21 protein-coding genes are annotated in these 25,305 nt (G+C 72.7%); 14 read left to right on the top strand and 7 right to left on the bottom strand.

The window, feature by feature from the left end:
- Window positions 1-139 precede the first annotated feature (139 nt).
- Genes DNL27_RS09200 through DNL27_RS09185 form a run of 4 tightly spaced genes read left to right on the top strand, consistent with a single transcriptional unit; the run spans window position 140 to window position 3,864 of the window.
- A complete protein-coding gene (locus DNL27_RS09200) occupies window positions 140-1,192 on the top strand; it encodes a biotin--[acetyl-CoA-carboxylase] ligase (RefSeq protein WP_112235366.1) in 1,053 nt (350 codons plus the stop codon).
- Window positions 1,189-1,797 (top strand): hypothetical protein, encoded by a 609-nt coding sequence (locus DNL27_RS09195; protein ID WP_112235365.1) that lies wholly within the window; start codon window positions 1,189-1,191, stop codon window positions 1,795-1,797. Before DNL27_RS09200 ends, DNL27_RS09195 begins: the two co-directional genes overlap by 4 nt.
- Window positions 1,790-2,950 (top strand): adenylate/guanylate cyclase domain-containing protein, encoded by a 1,161-nt coding sequence (locus DNL27_RS09190; RefSeq protein WP_112235809.1) that lies wholly within the window; start codon window positions 1,790-1,792, stop codon window positions 2,948-2,950. The genes DNL27_RS09195 and DNL27_RS09190 overlap by 8 nt, the downstream gene beginning before the upstream one ends.
- On the top strand, window positions 2,947-3,864 hold the full coding sequence (locus DNL27_RS09185) for a PP2C family serine/threonine-protein phosphatase (RefSeq protein ID WP_012398747.1): 918 nt from the start codon (window positions 2,947-2,949) through the stop codon (window positions 3,862-3,864). Before DNL27_RS09190 ends, DNL27_RS09185 begins: the two co-directional genes overlap by 4 nt.
- A 97-nt stretch (window positions 3,865-3,961) precedes the next feature.
- Here the strand turns inward: DNL27_RS09185 and DNL27_RS09180 are convergent, their stop codons facing one another.
- Both DNL27_RS09180 and DNL27_RS09175 read right to left on the bottom strand, forming a co-directional pair.
- Window positions 3,962-6,076: an acyl-CoA dehydrogenase gene (locus DNL27_RS09180; RefSeq protein WP_112235364.1), complete on the bottom strand. Its 2,115-nt coding sequence runs from the start codon at window positions 6,074-6,076 to the stop codon at window positions 3,962-3,964.
- The gene (locus tag DNL27_RS09175; RefSeq protein WP_229565115.1) at window positions 6,076-6,792 is read right to left on the bottom strand and encodes a TetR/AcrR family transcriptional regulator; all 717 of its coding nucleotides are present in this window, start codon (window positions 6,790-6,792) and stop codon (window positions 6,076-6,078) included. The genes DNL27_RS09180 and DNL27_RS09175 overlap by 1 nt, the downstream gene beginning before the upstream one ends.
- A gap of 72 nt (window positions 6,793-6,864) precedes the next feature.
- Here DNL27_RS09175 and DNL27_RS09170 point away from each other — a divergent pair, with 72 nt between their 5' ends.
- The 9 genes from DNL27_RS09170 to DNL27_RS12170 all read left to right on the top strand — a co-directional run bounded on the left by DNL27_RS09170 (window position 6,865) and on the right by DNL27_RS12170 (window position 17,210).
- The gene (locus DNL27_RS09170) at window positions 6,865-8,241 is read left to right on the top strand and encodes an acetyl-CoA C-acetyltransferase (protein ID WP_012398744.1); all 1,377 of its coding nucleotides are present in this window, start codon (window positions 6,865-6,867) and stop codon (window positions 8,239-8,241) included.
- Window positions 8,242-8,290: 49 nt separating this feature from the next.
- A complete protein-coding gene (locus DNL27_RS09165) occupies window positions 8,291-9,673 on the top strand; it encodes a 3-oxoacyl-ACP reductase (RefSeq protein ID WP_012398743.1) in 1,383 nt (460 codons plus the stop codon).
- 4 nt (window positions 9,674-9,677) lie between these two features.
- Window positions 9,678-10,757: a MaoC/PaaZ C-terminal domain-containing protein gene (locus DNL27_RS09160; protein ID WP_112235362.1), complete on the top strand. Its 1,080-nt coding sequence runs from the start codon at window positions 9,678-9,680 to the stop codon at window positions 10,755-10,757.
- A 247-nt stretch (window positions 10,758-11,004) separates the two neighbouring features.
- Window positions 11,005-13,248, top strand: a complete 2,244-nt coding sequence (gene ligA, locus DNL27_RS09155; RefSeq protein WP_239494487.1) for an NAD-dependent DNA ligase LigA — start codon at window positions 11,005-11,007, stop codon at window positions 13,246-13,248.
- A gap of 8 nt (window positions 13,249-13,256) precedes the next feature.
- Window positions 13,257-14,111, top strand: coding sequence for an inositol monophosphatase family protein (locus DNL27_RS09150; RefSeq protein ID WP_112235360.1), 855 nt, complete (start codon window positions 13,257-13,259; stop codon window positions 14,109-14,111).
- A gap of 433 nt (window positions 14,112-14,544) precedes the next feature.
- Window positions 14,545-15,231 carry a transglycosylase family protein gene (locus DNL27_RS09145; RefSeq protein ID WP_112235359.1) on the top strand — a complete coding sequence of 229 codons (687 nt, stop codon included), beginning with the start codon at window positions 14,545-14,547 and terminating at the stop codon, window positions 15,229-15,231.
- Between the two features lie 107 nt (window positions 15,232-15,338).
- Window positions 15,339-16,547: an FAD-binding oxidoreductase gene (locus DNL27_RS09140; RefSeq protein ID WP_239494318.1), complete on the top strand. Its 1,209-nt coding sequence runs from the start codon at window positions 15,339-15,341 to the stop codon at window positions 16,545-16,547.
- The gene (locus DNL27_RS09135; RefSeq protein WP_112235358.1) at window positions 16,544-16,897 is read left to right on the top strand and encodes a hypothetical protein; all 354 of its coding nucleotides are present in this window, start codon (window positions 16,544-16,546) and stop codon (window positions 16,895-16,897) included. Before DNL27_RS09140 ends, DNL27_RS09135 begins: the two co-directional genes overlap by 4 nt.
- A 124-nt stretch (window positions 16,898-17,021) precedes the next feature.
- Window positions 17,022-17,210: a hypothetical protein gene (locus DNL27_RS12170; RefSeq protein WP_162627126.1), complete on the top strand. Its 189-nt coding sequence runs from the start codon at window positions 17,022-17,024 to the stop codon at window positions 17,208-17,210.
- Between the two features lie 232 nt (window positions 17,211-17,442).
- On the opposite strand, the gene DNL27_RS09130 is transcribed toward DNL27_RS12170, so the two are convergent.
- From DNL27_RS09130 to DNL27_RS09110, 5 genes are all read right to left on the bottom strand, one after another.
- Window positions 17,443-20,031, bottom strand: a complete 2,589-nt coding sequence (locus tag DNL27_RS09130; RefSeq protein ID WP_112235357.1) for a prolyl oligopeptidase family serine peptidase — start codon at window positions 20,029-20,031, stop codon at window positions 17,443-17,445.
- Window positions 20,032-20,159: 128 nt separating this feature from the next.
- Window positions 20,160-21,299 carry an ABC transporter permease gene (locus DNL27_RS09125; protein ID WP_112235356.1) on the bottom strand — a complete coding sequence of 380 codons (1,140 nt, stop codon included), beginning with the start codon at window positions 21,297-21,299 and terminating at the stop codon, window positions 20,160-20,162.
- Complete coding sequence (locus DNL27_RS09120; protein ID WP_112235355.1) at window positions 21,296-22,180, bottom strand: ABC transporter ATP-binding protein; 885 nt, start codon at window positions 22,178-22,180, stop codon at window positions 21,296-21,298. The genes DNL27_RS09125 and DNL27_RS09120 overlap by 4 nt, the downstream gene beginning before the upstream one ends.
- Window positions 22,181-22,302: 122 nt before the next feature.
- A complete protein-coding gene (locus DNL27_RS09115; protein WP_112235354.1) occupies window positions 22,303-23,205 on the bottom strand; it encodes a response regulator transcription factor in 903 nt (300 codons plus the stop codon).
- Window positions 23,202-24,473 (bottom strand): sensor histidine kinase, encoded by a 1,272-nt coding sequence (locus DNL27_RS09110; RefSeq protein ID WP_112235353.1) that lies wholly within the window; start codon window positions 24,471-24,473, stop codon window positions 23,202-23,204. Before DNL27_RS09110 ends, DNL27_RS09115 begins: the two co-directional genes overlap by 4 nt.
- Before the next feature lie 61 nt (window positions 24,474-24,534).
- Here DNL27_RS09110 and DNL27_RS09105 point away from each other — a divergent pair, with 61 nt between their 5' ends.
- Window positions 24,535-25,299, top strand: a complete 765-nt coding sequence (locus DNL27_RS09105; protein WP_112235352.1) for a CPBP family intramembrane glutamic endopeptidase — start codon at window positions 24,535-24,537, stop codon at window positions 25,297-25,299.
- Window positions 25,300-25,305: the final 6 nt, after the last annotated feature.

Genomic DNA, 25,305 nt, shown 5'->3' with positions numbered 1-25,305 from the left:
CACGGGTGCATCGGGGCTGGGTGCGAACGCGTCCCAGCATATGCCCGGCCGCGGACGCGGTGGACGGCCCGGGGCTGCACCTAAGCTGGAGGTCACACCCAGGCCACGGCGCACTGCCGTCATGTGAGGAGCACGAGTCATGGAAGCCACCGGGCACAGCCCCGCCGCCGACTACCGCGAGGCGCCGCTCGAGGACGCCCTGCGCGGCCACGGGTACCGGGAGGTCACGGTGCTGGACAGTGTGGACTCCACCAACACGTGGCTCGCGCAGAGCATCGCGGACCGGGGCGGGCGCGGGGAGGGCCTCGCGGCGGTCGTCACCGGCTTCCAGTCCCGGGGCAGAGGTCGGCTGGACCGGCAGTGGGTCACCCCGCCCGGCGCGGCCGTCACCTTCTCCGTGGCGTGCACTCCCATGGACCGCACGGGGCGTGCGTGGGAGCCGCAGCTCGTCCCGTGGCTCACCCTGCTCATGGCGTACGCGGTGACCGGGGCGGTGCGGGACCTCACCGGAGTGCCCGCCGTGCTGAAGTGGCCCAACGACGTCCTGGTTCGCGAGCGCAAGCTGTGCGGCGTGCTGGCCACCATGGTGGCGCCCGCCGCCGGCACCGCCCCCACGGTGGTGGTGGGCGCGGGCCTGAACGTGACCCAGCGCGAGCTGCCCGTGCCCACGGCCACCTCCCTCGCGCTGGAGGCCGACGCCGCTCCCACCCGCCCCGCGCTGCTCACCGCGGTGCTCGAGCGCTTCGCCGAGACGCTCGAGAGGGCCTCCGAGGACCCGGCGCGCCAGCTCGGACCGGCCGGCCCCCTCCGCCGCGACCTCGAGGCGCGCGTGGACACGCTCGGCCGCGAGGTGAGCCTGCAGCTGCCCGGCGCGTCCGCGCCGCTGCTCGCCACCGCCACGGGACTCGGCACCTCGGGCCAGCTGGTCGTGCGCGCACGGGACGGACGCGAGCACGAGTACTCCGCGGGGGAGGTGGTGCACGTGCGGCCCGCCGCGGCCGGTCATTCCGCCCGGACGCCCGAGGACACCCACCGCACCGGGTCCGAGAGCGGCCCCGCCGTGCCCCCGGCCGCGCACCCGTCGGCTCTGGCCACCGACCCGTCGGCCCCGACCACCGGTCCGCTCACGACGCCGCCCGCCCCCGTTCCCGAGCCGCCCTCGCCCGGCGCGCGCCCGGAGCTCCGCGCATGACCCCCCGGCACGGCCTCGCCCTGGAACCGGGGGAGCAGACCGTGGTGGCCACCCGCCCGCACCCCCTCGCCCTGGTGGGCCCGGCGCTCGCCGCGTGGCTGATCGTGTTCGCCTACTCGGCCCTGCGCCGCCTCCTGGACCTCACATGGCGGCCCACGGACGCGCCGTGGACGGGGCTGCACGCGTTCGTGGGGTGGCTGCTGGTGCTCGCCGCGCTGCTCGCGGCGTGGCGCTTCACCCTGGCACCCGCGTGGCGCTGGACCCGCACGCGCTTCGTGCTGACCACGTCCCGGCTGGCGCTCGTGGGACCACCGGCCCACGACGGCGCCGTGGCCCTGCCCCTGACCGCCCTCCAGTCCGTGCGGGTCACCCGCGGCGCCACCGAGGAGGGTTCTACCCGGGAGGAGCTGGACCGCGGCACCGTGCTCGCGGATTTCGGGATCCTGGGCGGACTCAAGCTCACGGGCTGCCCCCAGCCCGCCCACTTCGCCCGGCTCGTGCGCGGCGGTGCAGGCGGCGCGGGGAACTACAGTGGGGAAGGCACCGCACCGGGGCCGGTTCACCCCGGCCCGCACACCGCCCAGCAAGGAGGACCGCGTGGCTGACGACACCTCGGAACACTCGGACCAGTTCGTGACGGGCCCCCAGACCGAGCAGCTCAACCTCAACCTCAACAACCCCGTGCAGTCCAACCTGTACGGCTCCGAGGAGTCCAAGGCGGCCGTGCGCCACCTCGACTCCCTGCTGCTGGGCTCCCAGCGCCACCTGCGGCGCCGCGAGGCCGCGAAGGAGGCGGGGCTCTCCACGGCCTCGGCCCGCAAGATCTGGCGCGCCCTGGGCTTCCCGAACCTCACCGACGACGACGTCTACTTCACGGGCGAGGACGTCCGCGCCCTGCGCGTGGTCTCCGACATGGTCCAGGACGGTGCCCTCAGCGAGGAGGCGGCGCTGTCCCTCGCGCGCTCCGTGGCGCAGCTGACCGACCGCATGGTGGTGTGGCAGATCGAGGCCCTCGTGGAGGACATGGTCGCCCACCGGGACATGACCGACGCCCGTGCCCGCCGCGAGCTGCTCACCCTGCTGCCCGAGCTGCTGGGCCCCCTGCAGCAGCTGCTGGACTACGCGTGGCGGCGCCAGCTCTCGGCGGCCGTCCAGCGCCTGGCCATGCGCGGCGAGCGCCCGGACGGCTCCACGGTGATCCTGCACGACGCCGCTCCGGACGTCGGCGGCGCGGCCCTGCCCCTCGCGCGCGGGGTCGGCTTCGCGGACCTCGTGTCCTACACGTCCCTGTCCCGGCAGATGAACGAGCGCACCCTGGCCAACCTGGTGCAGCGCTTCGAGAAGCGCTGCGCGGAGGTCATCTCGATCGGTGGGGGCCGCGTGATCAAGACCATCGGGGACGAGGTCATGTTCCTGTCCGAGACCCCCGAGGGCGGAGCGCAGATCTCGCTCGCCCTCGCGCGGATCATCAAGGAGGACCCGCTGCTGCCGCAGGCGCGCGTTGCCTTCGTGTGGGGCCGTGTGCTGCCGCGCCTCGGGGACCTCTACGGTCCCACCGTGAACCTCGCGTCCCGGCTCGTGGCACTCACGGAGCCGGGCGGCGTGGTGGTGGACGAGTCCACCGCCCGCGTGCTGCGCGGGGACGAGCGCTTCGTGCTCGACCCGCAGCCCACCCGCAACGTGCGGGGCTTCGGGGACGTCCGCCCCGTGGCCATCTCCCAGGGCTCCGGGCCCCTACTGGAAGACGAGGTCGAATGACCGTTCCCCTGACCATCCGATCGGGCGGCGTCACCGACCGCGGGCTGCGTCGCGAGACCAACGAGGACGCCCTGATCGTCACCGACACCATGTGCGCGGTGGCGGACGGCATGGGCGGGCACGAGGCCGGGGAGGTGGCCAGCGCGCTGTGCGTGTCCACCCTGGGCGCCTCGGAGCTGTTCACCCTCGAGGACTTCCGTGACTACCGGATCGTGGAGCCCGAGCCGAGCTCGGACGTCGCCCGGTTCCGCGCGACCATCGACCGGCAGCTCAAGCTGGACCCGGAGATCCCCCACGAGGTGATCGAGGCCGTGCGCCGGGTGCGCTCCGTGCTGTGGGAGGCGGACCACGCCATCCAGGCCGAGTGCGGGACCCGCGCGGGGACCACGGTCACGGGGGCGTGGCTCGTGCAGATCGAGGGCGTCTGGCTGTGGCTCGTGTTCAACGTGGGGGACTCCCGCACCTACCAGCTCACCGGGCCGGGCGTGGGGCAGCCGGTCACGGAGCAGACCGGGCCCGTGGGCGTCAACCAGCTTACCGTGGACCACTCCGAGGTGCAGTACCTGGTGTCGATCGGCCAGCTCACCCCTGCCCAGGCGCTCGTGCACCCGCGGCGTAATGTGATCACCCGCGCCCTGGGCACGGGCCAGATCTGGGAGCCGGACGTCGTGGTGCTCCCCGCCGTCCCGGGCCAGCGGCTGCTCATGTGCTCGGACGGCCTCACGGGGGAGCTCTCCCCAGCGCACATCGCCCGCGTGCTGCACTCGGTGCAGCACCCCAAGGAGGCCGCGGACGTCCTGGTCCAGGCCGCGCTGCGCACGGGCGGGCGGGACAACGTGACCCTCGTGGTCGCGGACGTGCTCACCGCGGACGACCCCCGCGCGAACACGAGTTCCATCCCGCGCGTGCGCTGAGCCCGCCCGCTGACCGCGCCCCAGCTCCGTTCCGCGCCTGCGCGGTGCGCGGCGTGCGCCGCCCCCGTGTCAGGGACGGCGCACGCCGGTGGGCCGCTCAGCCGTGGTGGCCGCGGGTCTGGGCGCCCGGGTCCTTGGCGGGCTTGGGCTCCTTGACGGGGGCCTTGCCGCTCGCGCGCAGCCGGCGGTAGTAGTCCGCGGCCTCCTCCTGGCGCTCGGCCTCCACCGTGCCGCCGATCTCGGCGCGCAGCAGCTCGGGCGAGAGCCCGAACGCGTCCACCAGCTCCAGGGAGTAGGGGCGCAGGCGCGCGATGAGGCGGTTGATGTAGGACTCCAGGGCGCGGCCGCGGCGCATCGAGAGCCGACCGTAGGAGAGGTACCACGCAAGGTCCTGCTCGATCAGGTGCAGGCCGAAGAGGTCCCGCAGCCACGTGAGCACACGCTTGGTGTCCGGGTCCTCGACCTTCTCCAGACCGGCGGTGAACGCCTCCCACTGCAGCAGCTGGGCGTGGGAGCGGGCGGCCTCGAGCAGCCGGTTCTGGTTGTCGTTGAACGCCTTGGCCTGCTCGGTGCGGGACTTGCGGGACACGGCCCGCAGCTCGTCCGCGATGTCACCGATCATGGTCTGCACCCGGTCGGTGAGCAACGCGCGCTGGGCCGCGGGATCGCGCAGGGCGTTGACGGACTTGCGGGAGTCCCCGGTGTCCGAGAACGCCTGGGTCAGCTTGCGCAACCCGGAGCGGTTGAAGCCGGCTTCGGTGGCGCGGTCCGCCACGTAGCGGGCCATGACCCCCACGTCCGCGTTCTTGAACTCCGCGGAGTAGTCGTTGAGCAGCCGCTTGGCCACGAGCTGGAGCAGGATGGTGTTGTCGCCCTCGAAGGTGACGTACACGTCCAGGTCCGCGCGCAGCTGCACGAAGCGGTTCTTGGCCATGAAGCCCGCGCCGCCGCACGCCTCGCGGCACTCCTGCAGCGTGTCCAGGGCGCTCCACGTGGACATCGGCTTGAACGCCGCGGCCAGGGTCTCGAGCTCCTGACGGTTGCCGTCGGACTCGTCCTCGCCGGAGAACACCTCGTGGAACTTGTCGAGCAGCTGCTGGTGCGCGAAGGTCATCGCGTAGGTCTCCGCGATGCGCGGGATCAGCCGGCGCTGGTGGCGCTGGTAGTCCAGCAGCGTCTGCTCCTGGATGTCCGAGTCCGTGGTGAACTGCCGCCGCTGCTCGGCGTAGCGCACCGCGATGCTCAGGGCCGCCTGGTTCGCGATCGTCGCGGCGCCGTCGAGGGACACGCGGCCCTGGACCAGCGTGCCGATCATGGTGAAGAAGCGCCGGCCCGGGGACGGGATGGGGGAGGAGTAGACGCCGTTCTCGTCCACGTCCCCGTACTTGTTGAGCAGGTTGGTGCGGGGCACGCGCACGTGGTCGAAGTGCAGGCGGCCGTTGTCGATGCCGTTGAGCCCGCCCTTGCGGCCGTCGTCCTCGCCGCCCACGCCCGGCAGGAACTCGCCGTTCTCGTCCCGCAGGGGCACGTAGAGGCAGTGCACGCCGTGGTTCATGCCGTCCACGATCAGCTGCGCGAACACGGTGGCCGCGCGGCCGTGCACCGCGGCGTTGCCGAGGTAGTCCTTCCACGCGGCCTTGAACGGCGTGTGGATCTCGAACTCGTCCGTCTCCGGGATGTACGTGGCGGTGGTGCCGATCGAGGCGACGTCCGAGCCGTGGCCGATCTCCGTCATGGCGAACGCGCCGGGCATGCTGAGGTCCAGGATGGAGGGCAGCCACTTCTTGTGGTGCTCCTCGGTGCCGAGGTTCAGCACGGCAGAGCCGAACAGGCCCCACTGCACACCGGACTTGATCTGCAGGGACGGGTCCGCGAGCACGAGCTCCTCGAACGCGGAGAGGTTGGCGCCGGGGCTCATGGCCCCGCCCACGCTCTCGGGCATCCCCAGGTACTGGGGACCGGCGTCCGCGAGCAGCTTGAGCTGCTCGAACGTGACGTTGCGCTGGTCCGCGAAGGACTGGTCGTACTGGGACTGGAAGCGGGGGTCCTCGGCGCGTTTGCGGGCGGCCAGGCGGGCCTCGGGCCAGCGGCCCAGCAGGATCTTGCCCAGTTCCGCGGTGTCGATGGTCGAGGGGGCGGTGGCGCCGTCCTCGGGGAGGTCCTCGATGCGGTCGGTGTCGGGAATGGTTCCGCTGACCGTGGTGGTGCTCATCATGACTCCTGTGGGGTCTCGCGGACGGACGGGCCGTCCTGGATGGGGGCGTTGCTGGAAGGGGACGCCGCGGCGGAGACCGCCGCGGACGTGGACGCCACGGGGCGCAGACCTTCCACGGCCCACGTGGTGATGATGCGACTCATGGTGTGGCGGTCCGGTGCGCCGGGGGCGTTGCCCTGGGAGAGCCAGGATTCCCCGGCGCCGCGGACCATGCCCACGGTGGCGGCGGCCCAGCTCTGCAGGACACCGTCCCCGGTGGCCGCCTCGCCGTAGTGGCGCACGTACTGCTCCATGAGCAGGTCCCGCACCGAGTCGATGAAGCGCTCGATGGTGGATCCCTGCTCGTCCGGGGCGGTCACCACGAAGCGGTAGACCTCGGCGGAGCCCGCCACGGACTTGAGGTACTCGGAGACGAGTGCGTGGATCATGGCCGCGAAGGTGTCCGCCTCGCTGACGGCGGCCACCATGCGGCGTCGCATGCGGGTCACGAAGTACTCGCCCACGGCGGCCTGCACGCCGGACTTGTCCTTGAAGTACCGGTAGAACACGGACTTGGACGTGCCGCACGCCGTGGCGATCTCCTCCATGGAGATGGCAGCGCCGTTCGCGGCCACCGCGTCGCGGGCGGCCGTGATCAGCTCGGTGCGCCGCCTGGCGCGGTGTCGCTGCCAGCGGCTGTTCCTGCCGTCCACGGGGGTCGTGACCTGTTTCACGATACCGAGAGTATCAGCTACTCTGGGTTTCAAGTGATCCACATCGCACGAATCCCCTCACAAGGAGCAGACATGACCGAGAACACGCAGAACGCGAAGCAGCCGGGCACCGGCGCCAAGACCGCCGCCGCGGGCAAGCACGCCGCACCCGCCACGGGCACCCGCGCCGTGGTGGTCGCGGGCAACCGCATCCCCTTCTCCCGCGCAGGCGGCCCGTACGCCAACGCGTCCAACCAGGACATGCTCACCGCCGCGATCGACGGTCTCGTGGCCCGCACCGGGATCGCCGGTGAGCGTCTGGGCGCCGTGGCCGCCGGTGCCGTGATCAAGCACTCCCGCGACTTCAACCTGACCCGCGAGTCCGTGCTGGGCTCCGCCCTGGACTCGGCCACCCCGGCCTACGACGTCCAGATGGCGTGCGCCACGGGCATGGAGACCGTCAGCTCGATCTCCAACAAGATCCGCCTGGGCCAGATCGAGGCCGGCATCGCCGGCGGCGTGGATTCTTCCTCGGACGCGCCCATCGCCGTGAGCGAGGGCCTGCGCCGCGCACTGCTCAAGCTTCAGCGCGCCAAGACCACCCTGCAGAAGCTCCAGGCGTTCAAGGACGTCCGCCCCGCGGACCTCGCGCCCGCCGTGCCCAGCTCCGGCGAGCCCCGCACGGGCCTGTCCATGGGTGAGCACCAGGCCCTGACCACCGAGCACTGGGGCATCACCCGTGAGGCCCAGGACGAGCTGGCCGCGGCCTCCCACCAGCACCTCGCCGCCGCGTACGAGCGCGGGTTCTTCGACGACCTTGTCACCCCGTTCAAGGGCCTGACCAAGGACAACAACATGCGCCCGGACTCCACCGTGGAGAAGCTGGGCAACCTGAACCCGGTGTTCGGGAAGAAGCTCGCGGGCGAGGCCACCATGACCGCCGGCAACTCCACCCCGCTCACGGACGGCGCCTCCGCCGTGCTGATCGCCACCGAGCAGTGGGCCGCCGAGCACAGCCTCACCCCGCTCGCCGAGGTCGTGGACTCCGAGGCCGCCGCCGTGGACTTCGTGACCGGCAAGGAGGGCCTGCTCATGGCTCCCGCCTACGCCGTGCCGCGCCTGCTGGCCCGCCAGGGCCTCACCCTGCAGGACCTGGACCTCGTGGAGATCCACGAGGCGTTCGCCTCCACGGTGCTGTCCATCATGAAGGCGTGGGAGTCCCCGGAGTTCTGCAAGGAGCGCCTGGGTCTGGACGCCCCGCTGGGCTCGATCGACCGCTCCAAGCTCAACGTCAACGGCTCCTCGCTGGCCACCGGCCACCCGTTCGCCGCCACCGGCGGGCGCATCGTGGCCTCCACGGCCAAGGAGCTCGCGGCCCGCGCCAAGGCCGAGGGCAAGCCCCAGACCGCGCTGATCTCGGTGTGCGCCGCGGGTGGCCAGGGCGTGGCCATGCTGCTGCGCTCGGTCTGAGCACCCGCCACGGCAACCGCGACACCACGAGATCAGGGAGAAACTTCACGTGACGGACACTTATCTGGACATGGTCAACTCGGGGCTCGGCAAGCAGCTGGCCTCCAAGCTGGGCCTGCCCCGGCCGGTCACCCTGCGCCGCTACCAGGCGGGCGGTGACTTCCCGGAGGGCGCGGTCCTCGTGCTCGGCAGGGGCACGGCGGGCGACGCCGCGGCGTCGGCACTGCTCGGCTGGAACCTGGACGTGCGGCGCAACGCGTCGGACGTGGACCGCGTGGGTGCGGTGCTGATCGACTACACCGGGATCGAGAGCCCCGCGGACCTCGGCGGCCCGGCGCTCGAGCTGGCCTCCGCCCTGCGCAAGCTGCGCCCGGGCGGACGCGTGATCACGCTGTCCCGCCCCGCACCGGGCATCGGCACGGGTGCGGCGTCGGGCACCGTGGCCGGTGCGGAGCAGCTGGCCCCGGCGCAGGCGGCGGCGCGCCAGGGCGTCGTCGGCATCCTGCGTTCGATCGCCCAGGAGATGCGCGGCGGCGTGACCGCCAACGGCGTGCTGGTCGCGGACGGTGTGGCGGGGGACGCCCCGAGCGTGCTAGGCGCCATCCGGTTCTTCCTGTCCGGGCGCAGCGCGTACGTGGACGGCCAGTTCCTCACGGTCGGCGACGACCGCGGTGACGCCTCCGTGGACTGGGAGCACCCCGTGGCGGGGAAGGTGGCCGTGGTCACCGGCGCCGCGCGCGGGATCGGCGAGCAGGTCACCCGCACGCTGGCCGCCTCGGGCGCCACTGTGGTCCCCGTGGACGTGCCCGCCGCCGGGGACGCCCTCAGCAAGCTCGCCAACGAGCTGCGCGTGCCCGCTCTGCAGCTGGACGTCACCGACCCGCAGGCCGGGCAGAAGATCCTGGACCTGGTGGCCTCCCGCTACGGCCGCCTGGACCTGGTGGTGCACAACGCCGGGATCACCCGGGACAAGATGCTCGCCAACATGGACGAGGCCAAGTGGAACTCGGTGATCGCGGTGAACATCGAGTCGCAGCTGCGGATCAACGAGACCCTGCTGGCCTCCGACAAGCTGGGTTCCACCCCGCACATCGTGTGCCTCGCGTCCACGAGCGGCGTGGCGGGCAACCGCGGCCAGACCAACTACGCCGCCTCGAAGGCCGGTGTGATCGGTCTGGTGGCCGCCACCGCGCCGCTGATCGCCGCCAAGGGCGGCACCATCAACGCGGTGGCCCCCGGGTTCATCGAGTCGGACATGACCGCCAAGATCCCGGCCGCGCGCCGTCAGATCTCCCGCCGCCTGAACTCCCTGCAGCAGGGCGGTCTGCCCGTGGACGTGGCGCAGGCCATCACGTTCCTGCTCTCGGACGCCGCGGGCGGCATCAACGGCCAGACCCTGCGTGTGTGCGGGCAGAGCATGGTGGGGGCGTGATCGCGTGAGCGCCACGGATCCCGTTCCCTCCGTTCCCGCGGACTACGAGCGCACCACGCCCTCGGGCGCGGTCAAGCTGCCCGCCCTGTACGCGAGCGCCGGAGCACGTGCGGCCACGAGCGCGGCGGGCGGCGCGGCGTTGTCGGCCTCCCGCAAGGCGCTGCCCGCGCTGCGGAAGTCTCCCGTGGGGCGGGTGCTGCCCGCCTCGCTGCGCACGCCGGGCACCGGCAAGGTGGACGGCGCGCTCGAGCTGCCGCGCGTGGCCCACGTGGTCGAGGGCCTGTCCGCCGATGCCGAGTGGCACGAGAAGTTCTGCCGGGTGGTGCACGCCACGCCGCGGCCCCTGGCACTGGGCTCCGCGGAGACGGCTGTGTTCTCGGGTGCGCTGCACTCGCTCGCATTCCCTGTGGCCATGTCCGTGCTCACGCGCAGGGACTTCCCCCTGCCCGTGCTGGGCATGGTGCACATCTCCAACACCGTGCACCACGTCTCGGACGTCGCGGTGGGGGAGCGGGTCACGGCCACCGCGTGGACCGAGAACCTGCGCGCGCACCGCGCCGGGACCATGCTCGACGCCGTGGTGACCCTCACGCGTGAGGATGGCTCGGTCGCGTGGGCCGGGCGCTCGGGCTACCTCGCCAAGGGCGTGCACACCGCGATCACCGGTGACGCGCCCCGCACGAACAGCGAGGACGACGCGCCGCGCGAGCACGCGCCGTTCGAGGCCCCGCAGCCCACCGGGCAGTGGAGCCTCGGCGCCGGGACCGGGCGCGAGTACGCCGCGGTGAGCGGGGATTACAACCCCATCCACCTCTCGGACCCCTCGGCCAAGGCCCTGGGCATGAAGGGTGCTATCGCCCACGGCATGTACACGGCCTCGCGCGCGCTCGCGCTCACGGGCGTGCCGTCCGAGGTGCCGTTCACATGGTCGGTGGAGTTCGCCACCCCGGTGCGCCTGCCGGCCACGGTGGCGGTCGCGGTGGACGACGACGGTCGGGGCGCCCACTGGAGCGCGTCTCGCGTCCAGGTGTGGGACCCCAGGCGGGGCCGTCCGCACGCGGACCTGCGGGTCGCCGCGCTGTAGCGGTGCACTGCTCGGCGGGCCCCTCGGATCCTCGGATCCGAGGGGCCCGCCTCGTCGTGGCTGGGGCCTGCGTGGCCGCCGGGCGTCGCCGCTTGACTGGCGGGTGGGCGCGGCCGGGTCCCCTGAAGGCCGGTGAGGGGCCCGCCGGGTGGCGGTCGTGCGTGTCGGAGTCCTGGGTCACAATGGTCCGGTGAGCACAGTCAACGCCAAGGGTGCGAAGCCCGCCACGGACGCCAACGGCCAGAGTCTGAACCCCGAGGAGCCCAGCGAGGCGCTGCGGGAGGAGTACGCGCAGCTCTCGGACCGGGTCCGGGAGGCCCGCGCCGCGTACTACGTGCACGACCAGCCCGTGATCTCGGACGCCGAGTACGACCAGCTCTACCGCTCCCTGGAGGAGTTCGAGGCGCTGCACCCGGAGCTGAAGGCCAACGACTCTCCCACCCAGGAGGTCGGAGGCGAGGTCGGGGCCGCCTTCAGCCCCGTGAAGCACCTCGAGAAGATGTACTCGCTGGAGGACGTGTTCTCCACGGACGAGCTCGTGGCGTGGCTCGAGCGCGCCCAGAAGCAGGTCGCGGAGCTGCCCGGCGCCCCGGAGGTCGCGTGGCTGAGCGAGGTCAAGATCGACGGGCTGGCCGTGAACCTGCTGTACCGGGACGGTGTGCTCGTGCGCGCCGCCACGCGCGGTGACGGCACCACGGGCGAGGACATCACCCACAACGTGGCCACCATCAAGACCATCCCGCAGCGGCTCTCCGGCGAGAACCTGCCGGAGGAGGTCGAGGTGCGCGGCGAGGTGTTCATCTCCTCGAAGGACTTCCGCACGCTCAACGAGGCCATGGTGGAGGAGGGGCGCGCACCCTTCGCCAACCCCCGCAACGCGGCGGCCGGTTCCCTGCGGCAGAAGGACCCCCAGGTCACCGCCCGGCGCCCGCTGTCCATGTTCGTGCACGGCATCGGGTACGTGCGCGGCGTGGACCTCGAGACGCAGTCGGAGGCGTACGAGATCCTGCGCGGGTGGGGCCTGCCCGTGAGCCCGTACTCCCGGGTGCTCTCCACCGTGGCGGAAGTGCTCGAGTTCATTGCCGAGTTCGGGGACAAGCGGCACGGGTTGCTGCACGAGATCGACGGCATCGTGGTCAAGGTGGACGACCGCCGCACCCAGTTCCGCCTGGGCTACACCTCCCGCGTGCCGCGCTGGGCCGTGGCGTACAAGTACCCGCCGGAGGAGGTCAACACCACGCTCGTGGACATCTTGGTGAACGTGGGCCGTACCGGTCGCGTCACGCCCTTCGGGCTCATGGACCCGGTGCGCGTGGCCGGTTCCACCGTGGAGATGGCCACCCTGCACAACCAGGACGTGGTCAGGGCCAAGGGTGTGCTGATCGGGGACACCGTGGTGCTGCGCAAGGCCGGGGACGTGATCCCCGAGATCGTGGGCCCCGTGGTGGCCCTGCGGGACGGCTCCGAGCGCGAGTTCGTGATGCCCACCGAGTGCCCCTCGTGCGGCACGCCGCTGCGCCCCGCCAAGGAAGGAGACGTGGACATCCGCTGCCCCAACGCGGAGACCTGCCCGTCCCAGCTCAAGGAGCGCGTGAACCACGCGGCCGGTCGCGGCGCCTTCGACATCGAGGCACTCGGCGAGGAGGCCGCCAGGGCGCTGACCCAGCCCGTGCCGCTGGACGCACCGGACGGGACCGAGCTCTCCGTTCCACCGCTGCGCAACGAGGCCGGGCTGTTCGACCTCACCCCCGAGGACCTGCGGGACGTCATGGTCTGGCGGGACGCCCGCCGCACGGTCACGGACGAGGAGACCGGGGAGAAGGTCCAGCGGGTCACCCCCGAGCTGGTGCCGTACTTCTGGACCAAGCCCACCAAGGCCAGGCCCAGCGTGCCGTCCAAGACCACCGAGCAGATGTTCGCCCAGCTGGAGCAGGCCAAGGACACCGAGCTGTGGCGGGTGCTGGTGGCCCTGTCCATCCGCCACGTGGGCCCCACCGCCGCACGCTCCCTGGCCACGTCCCTGCGCAGCATGGACGCCATCCGGCAGGCCGATCCCGAGACCCTGGCCGGCACCGACGGCGTGGGCCCGGTGATTGCCCAGGCCGTCCAGGAGTTCTTCGCCGAGCCGTGGCGCCGCCGCGTGGTCGAGCAGTGGGCCGCCGCGGGTGTCCGCATGGAGGAGGAGGTGGACGAGTCCACCCCACGCACCCTCGAAGGAGTCACCGTGGTGGTCACCGGCTCTCTGGAGGGCTACAGCCGGGACTCCGCCAAGGAGGCGATCCTCAAGCGCGGCGGAAAGGCCTCGGGCTCGGTGTCCAAGAAGACGCACTTCCTCGTGGCGGGGGATAACGCCGGGACCAAGCTGGACAAGGCCGAGTCCCTGGGAGTGCCCGTGCTGGACGAGGCGGGCTTCGAGCAGCTGCTCGCCCAGGGGCCCGAGGCATTCGGGGACCGTGCCGACGCCGCGGACCAGCCCGCGGCGGGGGAGTGAGGCGCGCCGTGGCGGAGGCACTCGACGGGCTGGGCCCGGGCACGGACGAGCTCGAGGAGCTGCTGGGGGTCGCACTGCGGGCCGCCGCGGCCGGGGCGGAGGTGCTGCTCGGGCGGGACGCCTCCGCGTTCGACGCCGTGACCAAGTCCTCGGACGGGGACTGGGTGACCGCCTACGACGTCGCCGCGGAGCGCGCCGTGTGCGACGTCCTTCGGCGGGAGCGGCCCCACGACGCGATCACGGGCGAGGAGTCCGGCACGCACGCGCCCGAGCGGCGCTCGGGGCTGCGGTGGTCCGTGGACCCGCTGGACGGGACCACCAACTTCATCCGGGACATCGTCTACTACGCCACCTCCGTGGCCGTGTGCGACGAGCACGGCACCTGGCTCGCGGGGGTCGTGGACGCGCCGGCGCTGGGCCGGGTCTACTACGCGGTGGCCGGGCTTGGTGCGTGGGTTCGCCGCGGCGGCAGGGACACCCGGCTGAGCGGGCCGGTGCCCGGGCGCCGCGGCGCGCTGTACGGCACGGGCTTCTCCTACGACGCCGCGGTGCGCCGCGAGCAGTTCGGCTCCTTCCTGGACACCATGGAGCGGTTCTCGGACATGCGGAGGCTGGGATCCGCGGCGCTGGACCTGTGCATGGTGGCGGACGGCACCCTGGACGGGTACTCGGAGCGCGGGCTCCACGAGCACGACTGGGCCGCCGGAGCCCTGATCGCCCACGAGGCGGGAGCGCGGGTGCAGCGCCCGCAGCTGCCTCCGCCGCCGGCCCTGTGTGAGGAAAGCCACCCGGACCGGGCGGCCGCGGAGGCCGCGTACGAAAAAGCCCGTGTGGCCAGTGTGATCGCCGCGTGGAGTGCCTGATGACGGGTGGATACCAGCTTGTTATCAACCCGGAATCCGCCCGATATCCACGGCTGCGGCCGCTCTCGGGTTGACCCGCCGCGCCGGGTGTCCTAGCGTTGCCGGGGTTGAGCGGTCCTCACGACCGTGATCCATGCCCGCGGCCGGGGTTGTCCCCCAAAGCGGGATAACGAAAAAGTAACGTGTCCCTTGATCATCGAGTGATCGTTACGCTATCGTTATCAACAACTTCCTCAGCGGACTTTCGTGACCGGAAGTTCGCTTCCAGGCGCACATGATCCGTGGTCTGGATTGTGCTGGATGCTGCCGCACACCGTACGTCGTCTACATGGCAGCATTCCGTAGTTTCTACCCCTCACACCTAACTGTTATGGGTAGACGACGGCGCGAAGACACCCAGGGATGGGAACGAGCGTAGGTGGCCTGACGGAGCATGATGAAGACTTCAACCGCTATCCGCCGTGGTACCGCTGCTGTCATGATGGGCGGCCTGGCCGTGGGCGCGTTCGCCGTCCCCGCCAACGCTGCCCCCAGCCTTGACGCGATCAAGCAGTGCGAGTCCGGTGGAAACTACCAGGCGCACAACGCTTCCTCCGGTGCCTCGGGTGCCTACCAGTTCCTGACCTCCACCTGGCAGGGCATGGGCGCCATCACCGCTGGCTACGCCAACGCTGCCGACGCCCCAGCCGCTGTGCAGGACGCTGCTGCGGCTGCGCTGATGGAGCGTTCCGGCCCGAGCCAGTGGGAGTGCTCCGGCATGATCTCCGGCGGCTCCTACACCGCTCCGGCTGCCGCTTCGGTGGCCCCGCAGTCCTCCTCCGTCCAGGAGTCCGCTCCGGTCCAGCATGCTGCCCCCGTGCAGCAGGCCGCTCCGGTGCAGCAGGCTGCCCCCGTGCAGCAGCAGGCCCCGGCCGTGAAGTACACCGCTCCCGCTGCCCCCGTGCAACAGGCCGCTCCGGCTGCTGGCACCTACACCGTGCAGGCCGGCGACACCCTGGGCACCATTGCCAACAAGCTCGGCGTGAACGGCGGCTGGGAGGCCCTCTTCTCCGCCAACGCCGGCTCCGTTGCGGACGCCAACCTGATCTTCCCGGGCCAGGTCCTCAACATCCCCGCCTGATCCAGGTGCACATCGCATGCGATGAGCGGATCCGGCCACTGAGTCCGGTGGTCCCGTGATCCGCTGAACCCCGCCCCTCACCCGACGGTGAGGGGCGGGGTTCTTTCATGTCCGGGCTCTGCCCCGCCCACGCGGGCCCGCACGCCCCGCCGGCTGGGCACCGCTCGCTCACCGAGTGCCCCGCGGCGGATGCCATGATGGGGCTCATGGGTCACGAGATCGTCATCATCGGCGCCGGGATCGCGGGTCTGTCCGCGGCCGCGGAGCTCGCGCAGCGGCGGGGCACGGGGCGGGGCATCCTGGTCCTGGAGGCGGGACCGGACGTGGCGCTGCAGACCTCGGCCCGTTCGGCGCAGCAGCTGATCCCCAGCTACGGTCCCGCCCCGGTGCTGGAGCTGACCCGCTGGAGCATCGCGGCGCTGCGGGAGGCGGGCCGGTCACTGGACCACGCCCTGGTGTGGCCGAACGCGTTCGTCGTGGCCGGCTCACCGGAGGACGTCACCCGGATGACCGCGCCGGGCCTGAGGACCCTCGGCGGGGAGCAGCTGTTCGCGCTGTGTCCGGAGCTGCGCCGTGACCCCCGGCGGTACCGGGTGGGCGCGGTGGACCACGCCGCGGTCCGCTCGGACGCCCCCGGTCTGCTGCGGTGGCACAGGACGAGGGCGGAAACCCTGGGGGCGCAGATCCGCACCCGGTGCCGCGTGGTGGGCGCGGAGCGTCCGGGGACGCAGTGGCGGTTGCGCCTGGAGGGCACTCGGCAGGACAGGGTGCTCGCGGACACGGTGGTCAACGCCGCCGGGGCGTGGGCCGAGGAGATCGGACGCGTGCTGGGCGCGAGCCCCCAGAGTCTGCAGCCGAAGCGCCGGACCGCGGCGCTCGTGCGCACCGAGGTTCCGGTGCCCCCGGATCACCCCATGGTCATGGACGCCGCGCAGCACTGGTACTTCCGCCCGGACCCGCAGGGGCTCATGGTCTCGGTGGGGGAGTCCGAGCCCAGCGAGGCGTGCGACGCGCAGCCGCACCCGGGCGCCGTCGAGCGCCTGGTCACCACCGTCCAGGAGCACACGGCACTGCGGATCACCGGGGTGGTGAAGTCCTGGACCGGGCTGCGGACGGAACGCGCGTCCGACGTGCCCGTGTGCGGCTGGGACACCGCGGCCGAGGGCGTGTTCTGGCTCGCGGGCCAGGGCGGCTACGGCTTCCAGACGAGTGCGGCCCTGGCGGCCGCCGCGGCCGAGCAGCTCCTGGACGGCCACGTGGGCCCGTGGCTGAGCGCCGAGACGGTGGCCGCGCTGCAGCCGGAGGGTGCGGCATGAGCCCGCTGGATCCGCTGCTGCCCGCGCGCAAGGTCAAGCACGCTGTGTTCGTGGCGGACAAGCGGCGGCGCCGAACCCAGAAGGCCCTTCGGTTCGCCGCGGTCACTGCGGTGGCGCCGTGGCACGCGCGCGTGGCCACCTACGAGTTCGACCCCGCCCGCTTCCGCCGGTCGTTCGTGGCGCGCACGACCCCCGCGCCGGGCGGGCCGCAGGAGCTGCCGCGGCGGGTCATCACCCTGTGGCTCGGGGAGAATTCCCTGACCCCGCGGCGACGCGCGAACCTGGAGGTGATGCGGGAACGGATCGGACTGCCCGTGGAGCTGGTCACCCGGGAGAACCTGCACGGGTGACTGGTGCCGGGGCACCCGCTGCACCCGGCCTACGAGAACCTGTCCCTGGTCCACCGTTCCGACTACCTGCGGGCGTACCTCATGCACCACCACGGTGGGGGCTACTGCGACCTCGAAGCCCCCCGTGACGTCCTGGGATGCTGCCTGCGCGCGGATGGACACCGACGAGCAGGCCTGGCTGAGCGGCTACCCGCAGAGAGCCGCGCAGGACGTCACCCGACTGACCGGCGCGCTCGGCACGGATCTGGCGTGGCACCACCGGCTCGTGGGCATGGCAGGGGTGCCTACCTGGTGCGCTCCCACACCCTCCTGACCGCGGAGTGGCTGCGGGAGGTCGAGCGCCGGCTGGACCACTACCCGGACCAGGCCGCCGAGTTCCCCGGGGAGGAGCGGGGCGAGGTGGTGGGATACCCCATCTCGTGGACCCGGCTGCTCGAGAGCCGGGCTCCGAGGCCCCCGCTGGGCGGGGTGGCCGCACCGCACCGGGTAGGTGCGCCACCCCGGAACGGGGCGGCGTCAGAGTGGGGCGCCCCTCACCCCGTCCGTCAGCCCGCGACCCCCAGCTGCCGCGCGAGCCACGCGTACTCCCACGCGGTGTCCTTCCACTGCGAGTACCGCCCGGACGCACCTCCGTGGCCACCGGCCATCTCGCAGCGCAGCAGCACGGTCTCCGGGTGCGCCACGCGGGTGCGCAGCTCGGCGACCCACTTGGCGGGCTCCACGTACAGCACGCGGGTGTCGTTGAGGCTCGTGACCGCGAGGATCGGCGGGTAGTCCGCGTTCCGCACGTTCTCGTAGGGGGAGTACGAGCGCATGTACTCGTAGACCTCCGCGGACTCCACGGGGTTGCCCCACTCCTCCCACTCGAGGGCGGTCAGCGGCAGCTCGGGCATCAGCATGGACGTCAGGGCGTCCACGAACGGCACCGCGGCCAGCCCGCCGCAGTACAGCTCGGGGGCGAGGTTGAGCACCGCGCCCGCGAGCAGACCGCCCGCCGAGCCGCCCATCAGCGCGATCCGCTGCGCATCCACGTCCGGGCGCGCGGCCAGGTGACGGGTCACGGCCACGAAGTCCGTGAAGGTGTTGGACTTGGTGTTCTTCTTCCCGTTCTCGTACCACGCGCGCCCCAGCTCACCGCCGCCGCGCACGTGGGCCACGGCCCAGATCACGCCGCGGTCCAGCAGGGACAGCCGCGAGATGGAGAACGCCGGGTCCGTGCTGATCTCGTAGGAGCCGTACGCGTACTGCAGCACGGGCGCGGGCACCGCGGGGTCCAGGTCCGCGCGGCGCACGAGGCTCACGGGAATCCGCGTGCCGTCCTCCGCGACCGCCCAGTCCCGCTCCACGGTGTAGTCCTCGCTGCGGTACCCGCCCAGCACGGTGGCCTCGCGCCGCAGCACGGGCTCGCCCACGCCGAACGCGTCCAGCGCACCGGCCCCGGGCGCGCCCGTGGGGATGTCGTACACGCGCGGCGGCGTCACGAAGGACGTGTAGGACACCCGCACCACCGGGTTCTCGTACTCCGCGGAGAGCACGCCGGTGCTGCTGAGGTCCTCGTCGAACGCGGCCTCGGTCCCGGCCAGCAGCGCGGCGTCCGCCGCCGTGCCGGCGCCCTGGGACGACGACGCCGCACCGCCGCTCAGCGCGACCCCCGCCTCCTGCGCGGATCCCGCGGGCGCGGTGCGGTCCCGGCCCGTTCCGTGGGCATCCCGCCCGAGGGGCGCGGCGCCGCGTTCGTCGGACGCGCCGGACCCGGCGGTGGCGGCGTCGTCGGGCACGGCGTCCGTCGAGGCGAGTCCGGCCACCAGCGGCTCCAGGGCCGTGCGGGGGATCAGACGCACCCGGGGTGTGGTGTTCTCGCGCAGAGCCACCACCAGGTGCGTGGCCGTGGGGATGGCGGACTCCACGCGCACGGTGTCCGAGGCCGGGACCACGTCCACCAGGTCCACGTCCGCGAGACGCCGCCCGGCGTGCTCCAGGGGCATGAGGCTGATCCGGCCGTTCGGGGCCGCGGCGTCGTGGGAAAGCAGCAGCGCGTCGGTGCCGGCCACCGTGAGGGGTTCCACCTCGTAGAGCACGCGCTCCTCGCGGGGGAGCACGATCCGCCACGGCAGGCCCGCGGGGGCCTCGGCGCGTGCGCCGTCCGCAGGGCCGGTGTGTCCGGGTTCTGCTCCCGCGGGTTCGCCGGGTTCCAGCTCCGTGGACCGGTCGGGCTCCGAACCCGTGCGCTGATCGATTGCGTTCCGGTCCGTGGGAGAGTGGGCAGCCGCGGGGGACGGGCTCCGGGAACCCGGCGCAGCGGCGTCGTCGTCCGCGGGAAGCTCGCTGACGCGCAGGATGCGGTACTCGCTGTACTCCGAGCACGAGGAGGAGAGCATGAGCCACTGCTTGTCCGCGGAGAGCTCGGCGCCGAGCCACAGGCCGGGATCGTCCTCCTGGAACAGGAGCTGGTCCTCGGCCACGTCCGTGCCGATCACGTGGCGGTACACGCGGTACGGGCGCCAGGACTCGTCCACCACGGTGTAGACCACCTGGGACGCGTCCGGGGTGAGGAACGCGCCGTAGGAGGTCTGGGGGATCCGGTCCGCGAGCAGCTCTCCCGTGGTGAGGTCCTTGACATGGACGGTGAACCGCTCGTCCCCGGCGGTGTCCTCGGACCACGCGAGCCGGGAGCCGTCCTCGGCCACGCTGAACGCGCCGAGCGCGTAGAACTCGTGCTCCTGCGCGGCGGCGTTCGCGTCCAGGAGGATCTGCTCACCGTCCAGGGGCGTCCCGGGCTCGACGGCGGGTGGGGTCCAGTCCGCGGGGTCCGCCACGGGAACCCGGCAGAACACCTGGTGGGCGCCGCCCTCCACAGTGCGCGCGAAGTACCACCACTCGCCGTGACGGCTGGGCACCGAGAGGTCCGTCTCCTGCGTGCGGTCCTTGATCTCCGTGTAGATGCGCTCCCGCAGCGGCTCCAGGTCCGCAGTGACCGCCTCCGCGTAGGCGTTCTCGGCGTCCAGGTGCGCCCGGACCTCGGGGGAGTCCTTGTCGCGCAGCCACTCGTAGGGGTCGCAGAACGTGTGGCCGTGGAACGTGCGCTCCACGGGACGGCGGGGGGCCACGGGGAAGGTCTGCTGCTCGGAAGTCATGCGCCCCAGTCTAGGGACGCGCCGGTGGGCCGTGCGGGTGTCCCACTGCACGGCCCACCGGGGTGGCGCTGCCCTCCAGCTCGGGATCGCCGCGCCGGGACCGGGGACCCCGGCCGGTGGTCCGGCCGTCAGCCCCGCAGGGCCTCCCGCCACTTCAGCGCCTTGCCCGTGCGCAGGATGGAGCGCTCGTAGATCACCGCGGCGAGCCAGATGGCCAGGGCGGTGGTCACGATCAGCAGCACGAGGGAACCGACGTGCTCCCACCACTGCCCCTCCCCCAGGAAGATGCGCAGCGGCACGGCCACCGGGGCGGAGAACGGGATCCAGCTCATGATGCGCAGCGCGTCCGGATTGTCGTTGAAGAAGATCACGCCGAAGTACGGGAGCATGATCAGCATCATCACGGGCATGGACGTGGAGCCGATGTCCTCCTGCCGGGACACCATGGACGCCGCCGCCGCGTAGAGGGCGGCGATCATCACGAACCCGATGGAGAACAGCACCACGAACCACAGGATCGGCACGCCCATCCCGTCCAGGGGCAGCACGTCCCCGTTGATCTGCAGGCCCAGCAGCAGCGCCCCGGCCAGCAGGGCCACCTGCAGGATGGCCATGGCCGCGTTGCCCAGCACCTTCCCGGCCATCATGGCCCGCGCCGGGACCGCGGCGAGCAGGATCTCCACGACGCGAGACTGCTTCTCCTCGATCACGGACACCGCGATCTGCTGGCCGAACGTGATGGCGGCCATGAAGAACACGAGTCCGAAGCCGAAGGCCATGAGGTACCGCAGGGCGGGGTTCGGTGCGGTGGGGTCCAGCAGCTCCACACCCGGGCTCGTGGACAGCGCCTGCACCAGATCCGAGGGGGCGTCCGTCATGGCCAGGACGCTCACACCGGCCGGGCTGCCGGGATCCGGCACCACGGCGGCGTCGGCCGCACCCGAGAGCACGGCCTCCCGGGCCGCGTCCGCGGAGCCGACGGCCTGCGGCGTGTAGTCCTCACCGAGGGCCTGGACGGACGGAGCGGTCTGTTCCACCACGGCCACGCGGGTGGCGTCTCCGGCGAAGAGGTCGCCCAGGCGGGGCACGAGCAGCGTGGCGGCCAGTGCGGCGGCCAGCAGGATCAGCGTGGTGATGATGAACGGCTTGGAGGTGGCCTTCACCTTCATCTCGCGTGCGGCCACGGTGCCCACCGCGGTCCAGAAGGGGGTGCGCCGCGGGTTGCGCGGCTGCGTGGTGCGCTCAGGGGTGCTGGTGACGGTGCTCATCGGGTGACCTCCGTGAAGATCTCGTGCAGGGTGCGGGTGACGGGTCCGAAGCGGTGGACGGTGCCCCGGGCCACGGCGTCGGCGAGGACGGCGTGGGCGGCGGCCTCGGAGTCGGCCAGGAAGTGCACGCGCCCGCCGTCGAAGGAGAGCACCTCCACGCCGGGTGCCTCGCGCACCCAGCCGGTGTCCGCGGCGGCGTCGAGCTCCCACTCGGGCTGCGCGTGCGCGGCCAGCAGCTCGGAGCGCGAGCCCGCGGCGCGCACCCGCCCGTCCGCGAGGATGACGAGCTCGTCGCACAGCCGCTCCACGACGTCGAGCTGGTGGGAGGAGAACAGGACGGGAACCCCGGTGTCCGCGGTCTCCCGCAGCACCTGCACCGTGGTCTCCACGGCGTGGGGGTCCAGCCCGGAGAAGGGCTCGTCCAGCACGAGCGCCACGGGATCGTGCACCAGGGCGGCGGCGATCTGGGCCCGCTGCTGGTTGCCCAGGGACAGCTCCTCGAGCCGGCTGCCCGCGCGGTCGCCGAGCCCCAGGCGCTCGAGCAGCGCCATGGCCCGGGCCTTCGCGTCCGCACCGGTCATGCTGTGCAGCCGGCCCAGGTAGACCAGCTGGTCGAGCACGGTCATCTTGGGGTAGAGCCCCCGCTCCTCGGGCATGTAGCCGATGCCCGCGCGGTAGTCCGCGGTGATGGGGGACCCGTCCACCTCGATCACCCCCGCGTCGGGTCTCAGCACGCCCAGCAGGATGCGCATGGTGGTGGTCTTGCCCGCGCCGTTGCCGCCCACGAACCCCGTCATGAGGCCCGGCCGGATCTCGAAGGTCACGTCCGTCAGCACGTGCGCGGAACCGAAGGACTTGTTCACCCCGTTCACTGTGATCATGCCTCGAGCCTAGAGAGGCCCGGGCACGGCCACCTCCCCCTCGGGGCGGATCTTCCGCGCCGGGTCCACCTCCACCCCCGGACGGAGCCGGGCACGGGTCCCCTCCGCGGCGGACCGTGCGCTCAGGAGCCGGACAGCCCGTGCTCGAAGGCCCAGATCACGGCGTGGACCCGGTCCCGCGCGCCCGTCTTCTGCAGCACGTTGGACACGTGGGTCTTCACCGTGGCCCTGCCCACCACGAGCTCCCGGGCGATCTCCTCGTTGGACAGCCCCCGGGCCATCGCGGTCAGCACCTCGGTCTCCCGGGCGGTGAGCCCCGCGGGGGAGGCGTCCTCGTCGGGCCGCGCCGCCGTCCCGCCCACCGCACCGGGGCACGACGCCGCCGCGTCGCCCGCCGTGCCCCGCGTCCCGGGGGAGGCCGCCGCACCGTTCTCCGTCCCGTGGGCGTCAGGCGACGTCGCGGTCTCGTCCTCCGCGCCGGGGGCACCGGGTGCCGACGACGCCGCGCCGCGCTCCCGGGCGGGCGCACCGGGGGCCGGTGCCGCGGCGTCGTCCGCGGGGGAGTCGGGGGAAGGCTGCGTCGTGTCCCCGGTCGGCGCGGACGGTCCCGTGGTGCGGGCCAGCACCCTGCGCGTGACGAGCGGATCCAGCAGGGCGTCCCCGCGGCCCAGCACCCGGACGGCCTGGATCAGCTCCTCCGGTCCGGCGGACTTGAGCAGGAAGCCGGAGGCGCCGGCGGAGAGCGCGGCGAACAGGGCCTCGTCCGTGTCGAACGTGGTGAGCACGAGCACCGCCGCCCGGGAGCCTGCCGCGAGCAGCCGACGGGTGGCCTCGATGCCGTCCAGCCGCGGCATCTGCACGTCCATGCACACGACGTCCGGGTCGAGGGCGGCGGCGAGGTCGAGGGCCTCGTGGCCGTCACCGGCCTGGCCCACCACCTCGATGTCTTCCTGGGAGGTGAGGATCGCCGAGAACCCCACGCGGATCAGGGGCTGGTCGTCCACCAGCAGCACACGCAGGCTCATGGCCGCTCCTCAGGGTCGTGGCGGGTGGGGACGGTGGCGCGCACGAGCCAGCCGCCGCCGGGTTTCGGGCCCGCCTCCAGGGTGCCGCCCACCGAGGTGATCCGTTCCCTCATGCCGGGCACTCCCATGCCCGCGCCGTCGGAGGCGGGAGCGCCCACGTGGCCGTTGCGCCCGTCGTCGCTGACCTCCAGCTCCACCCGCTCGGCGCCGGTGCGCAGCCGCACCGCCACCGACGCCCGCGGGCCGGCGTGCTTGCGGGCGTTGGTGAGCCCCTCCTGCGCCGTGCGGTACAGCGCGAGCTGCGCCGGGGGCGGCAGCTGCGGCTCCGGGCCGATGCGGTGCAGCTCCGCGCGCTGCCCGATGGTCCGTGCCTCCTCCACGAGCGCGTTGAGGTCCGCGAGGCGGGGCAGGGAATCGGGGGCCTCCTCGCCGTCGCGCAGCGTGTGGACCATGGTCTTCAGCTCGGACACGGCGTCACGCGCCGAGGACTCGACGCCGCGCAGGTGTGCGGCGGCGGCGTCCGGATCCCGTGCCATGCTCAGCCGTGCCGCCCCGGCCTGAACGCCCATGGCCGTGACGTGGTGGGCCACCACGTCGTGCAGCTCCCGGGCGATCCTGAGCCGTTCGAGGCTCACGGCCTGCTCCGCGAGCCGGTCCTGCTGCTGCCGGATCTCGGCGTGGGCGGCCTCGAGCTCCTGGCGCTCGATGGCCGCGTTCCACGCCCGGTCGCCGAAGACCCACGCCCCGGCAAAGTATGCGATGTTCACGAGGAACTGGATCGCCGCGATCGCCATGTAGGCGTTGACGCCGCGCTCACCCACCTCCGGGTCCGTGAACTGGTCCACGGTGCTCCAGCCCAGCCACACCGCCATTCCCACGGCCACGGCCGCGCGGGACCACGTGGCGCGGCGGCGGTCCGGGCACCACGCTCCCACCGAGTAGAAGCCCAGGAACAGCACCACCTGGGAGGCGTACATCTCGATCCCCGCCCACGTGCCGAGCGCGAAGTACACGAGGGACACCGCCACCATCACGGCCACCGGGAAGCGCCGCCGCCACGCGAGCGGAGCGGCCAGCACGACGGCGCCCAGGGCCACCCACCCGACGTCCGCCTTCCACGGCACCGCCTGGACGAAGTCGGAGAGGTACACCAGCTCGACGCCGGCCAGTGCCAGCACGCAGGCCCCCAGGGCATCCCGTCGGCGCCACCCCGGCTGCAGGGTGCGATGGGGCGGGGAGGTGTCCGGGGCGGCGGGGCTCGGGCGCATGGGTTCACCCTACCGAGGTCGCTCGCGGGGGCTGCCCGGGTGCACCACGCACAATGGTGGGGTGACCGCCTCCCTCGACCCCTCGCCCCGCGTGCCGCGCGCCGACCTCCGGATGCAGATCCTGCTGGTGCTCGGGGTGTCCCTGGGCGCCTCCGCCGTGTACTCCGTGCTGGACCTCGCGGAGATGGCACTGCGCTCCTCGATCGCGGAGAGCTCCACGACGCTCAACCAGCCCCTGAGCCCGCTGCCCGTGCTGGACGCCCTGCGCCGGCTCACCGGGATCTGCTTCGCCCTGGTGCCCGTGGCGCTCGCGCTGTACCTGCTCGCGGGCACCGCGTCCCGCATCCCGGCCGTGCTGCACTGCATCGGCGTGGACACTCGGCGCCCGGGGCACGACGCCGCCTGGGGGCTCGCGCTGTTCGTGATGATGGGCGGTGGCACGCTCGGACTCTACCAGGCCGGGCGGGCCCTCGGGATCACGGCGGAGATCACCACGTCCACGCTGGGAACCACGTGGTGGACCGTCCCGCTGCTGCTTCTCACCGCCCTGCGCCATGCACTGGTGGAGGAGGTCATCGTGGTGGGGTTCCTCGCGGACCGGATGCGCCGGCTGGGGCGTTCGTGGTGGACGGTGGCGGTGGTGTCCTCGGTGCTGCGGGCGAGCTACCACCTGTACCAGGGCATCGGCCCGGCGCTCGGCAACCTGGTGATGGGGCTCGTGTTCGTGTGGCTCTACCGCCGCGGTGGGCGGCTCGCCCCGCTGCTGCTCGCCCACTTCCTGCTGGACGCCGTGGGGTTCCTGGTGCCTCAGCTCCTGGGCGGCTGAGCGCCA

Source organism: Kocuria sp. BT304, assembly GCF_003290245.1.
Taxonomy (GTDB): Bacteria; Actinomycetota; Actinomycetes; order Actinomycetales; family Micrococcaceae; genus Kocuria; species Kocuria rhizophila_A.
The sequence above is the reverse complement of the archived record's forward strand: the minus strand, read 5'-3'. Positions and strand labels throughout refer to the sequence as shown.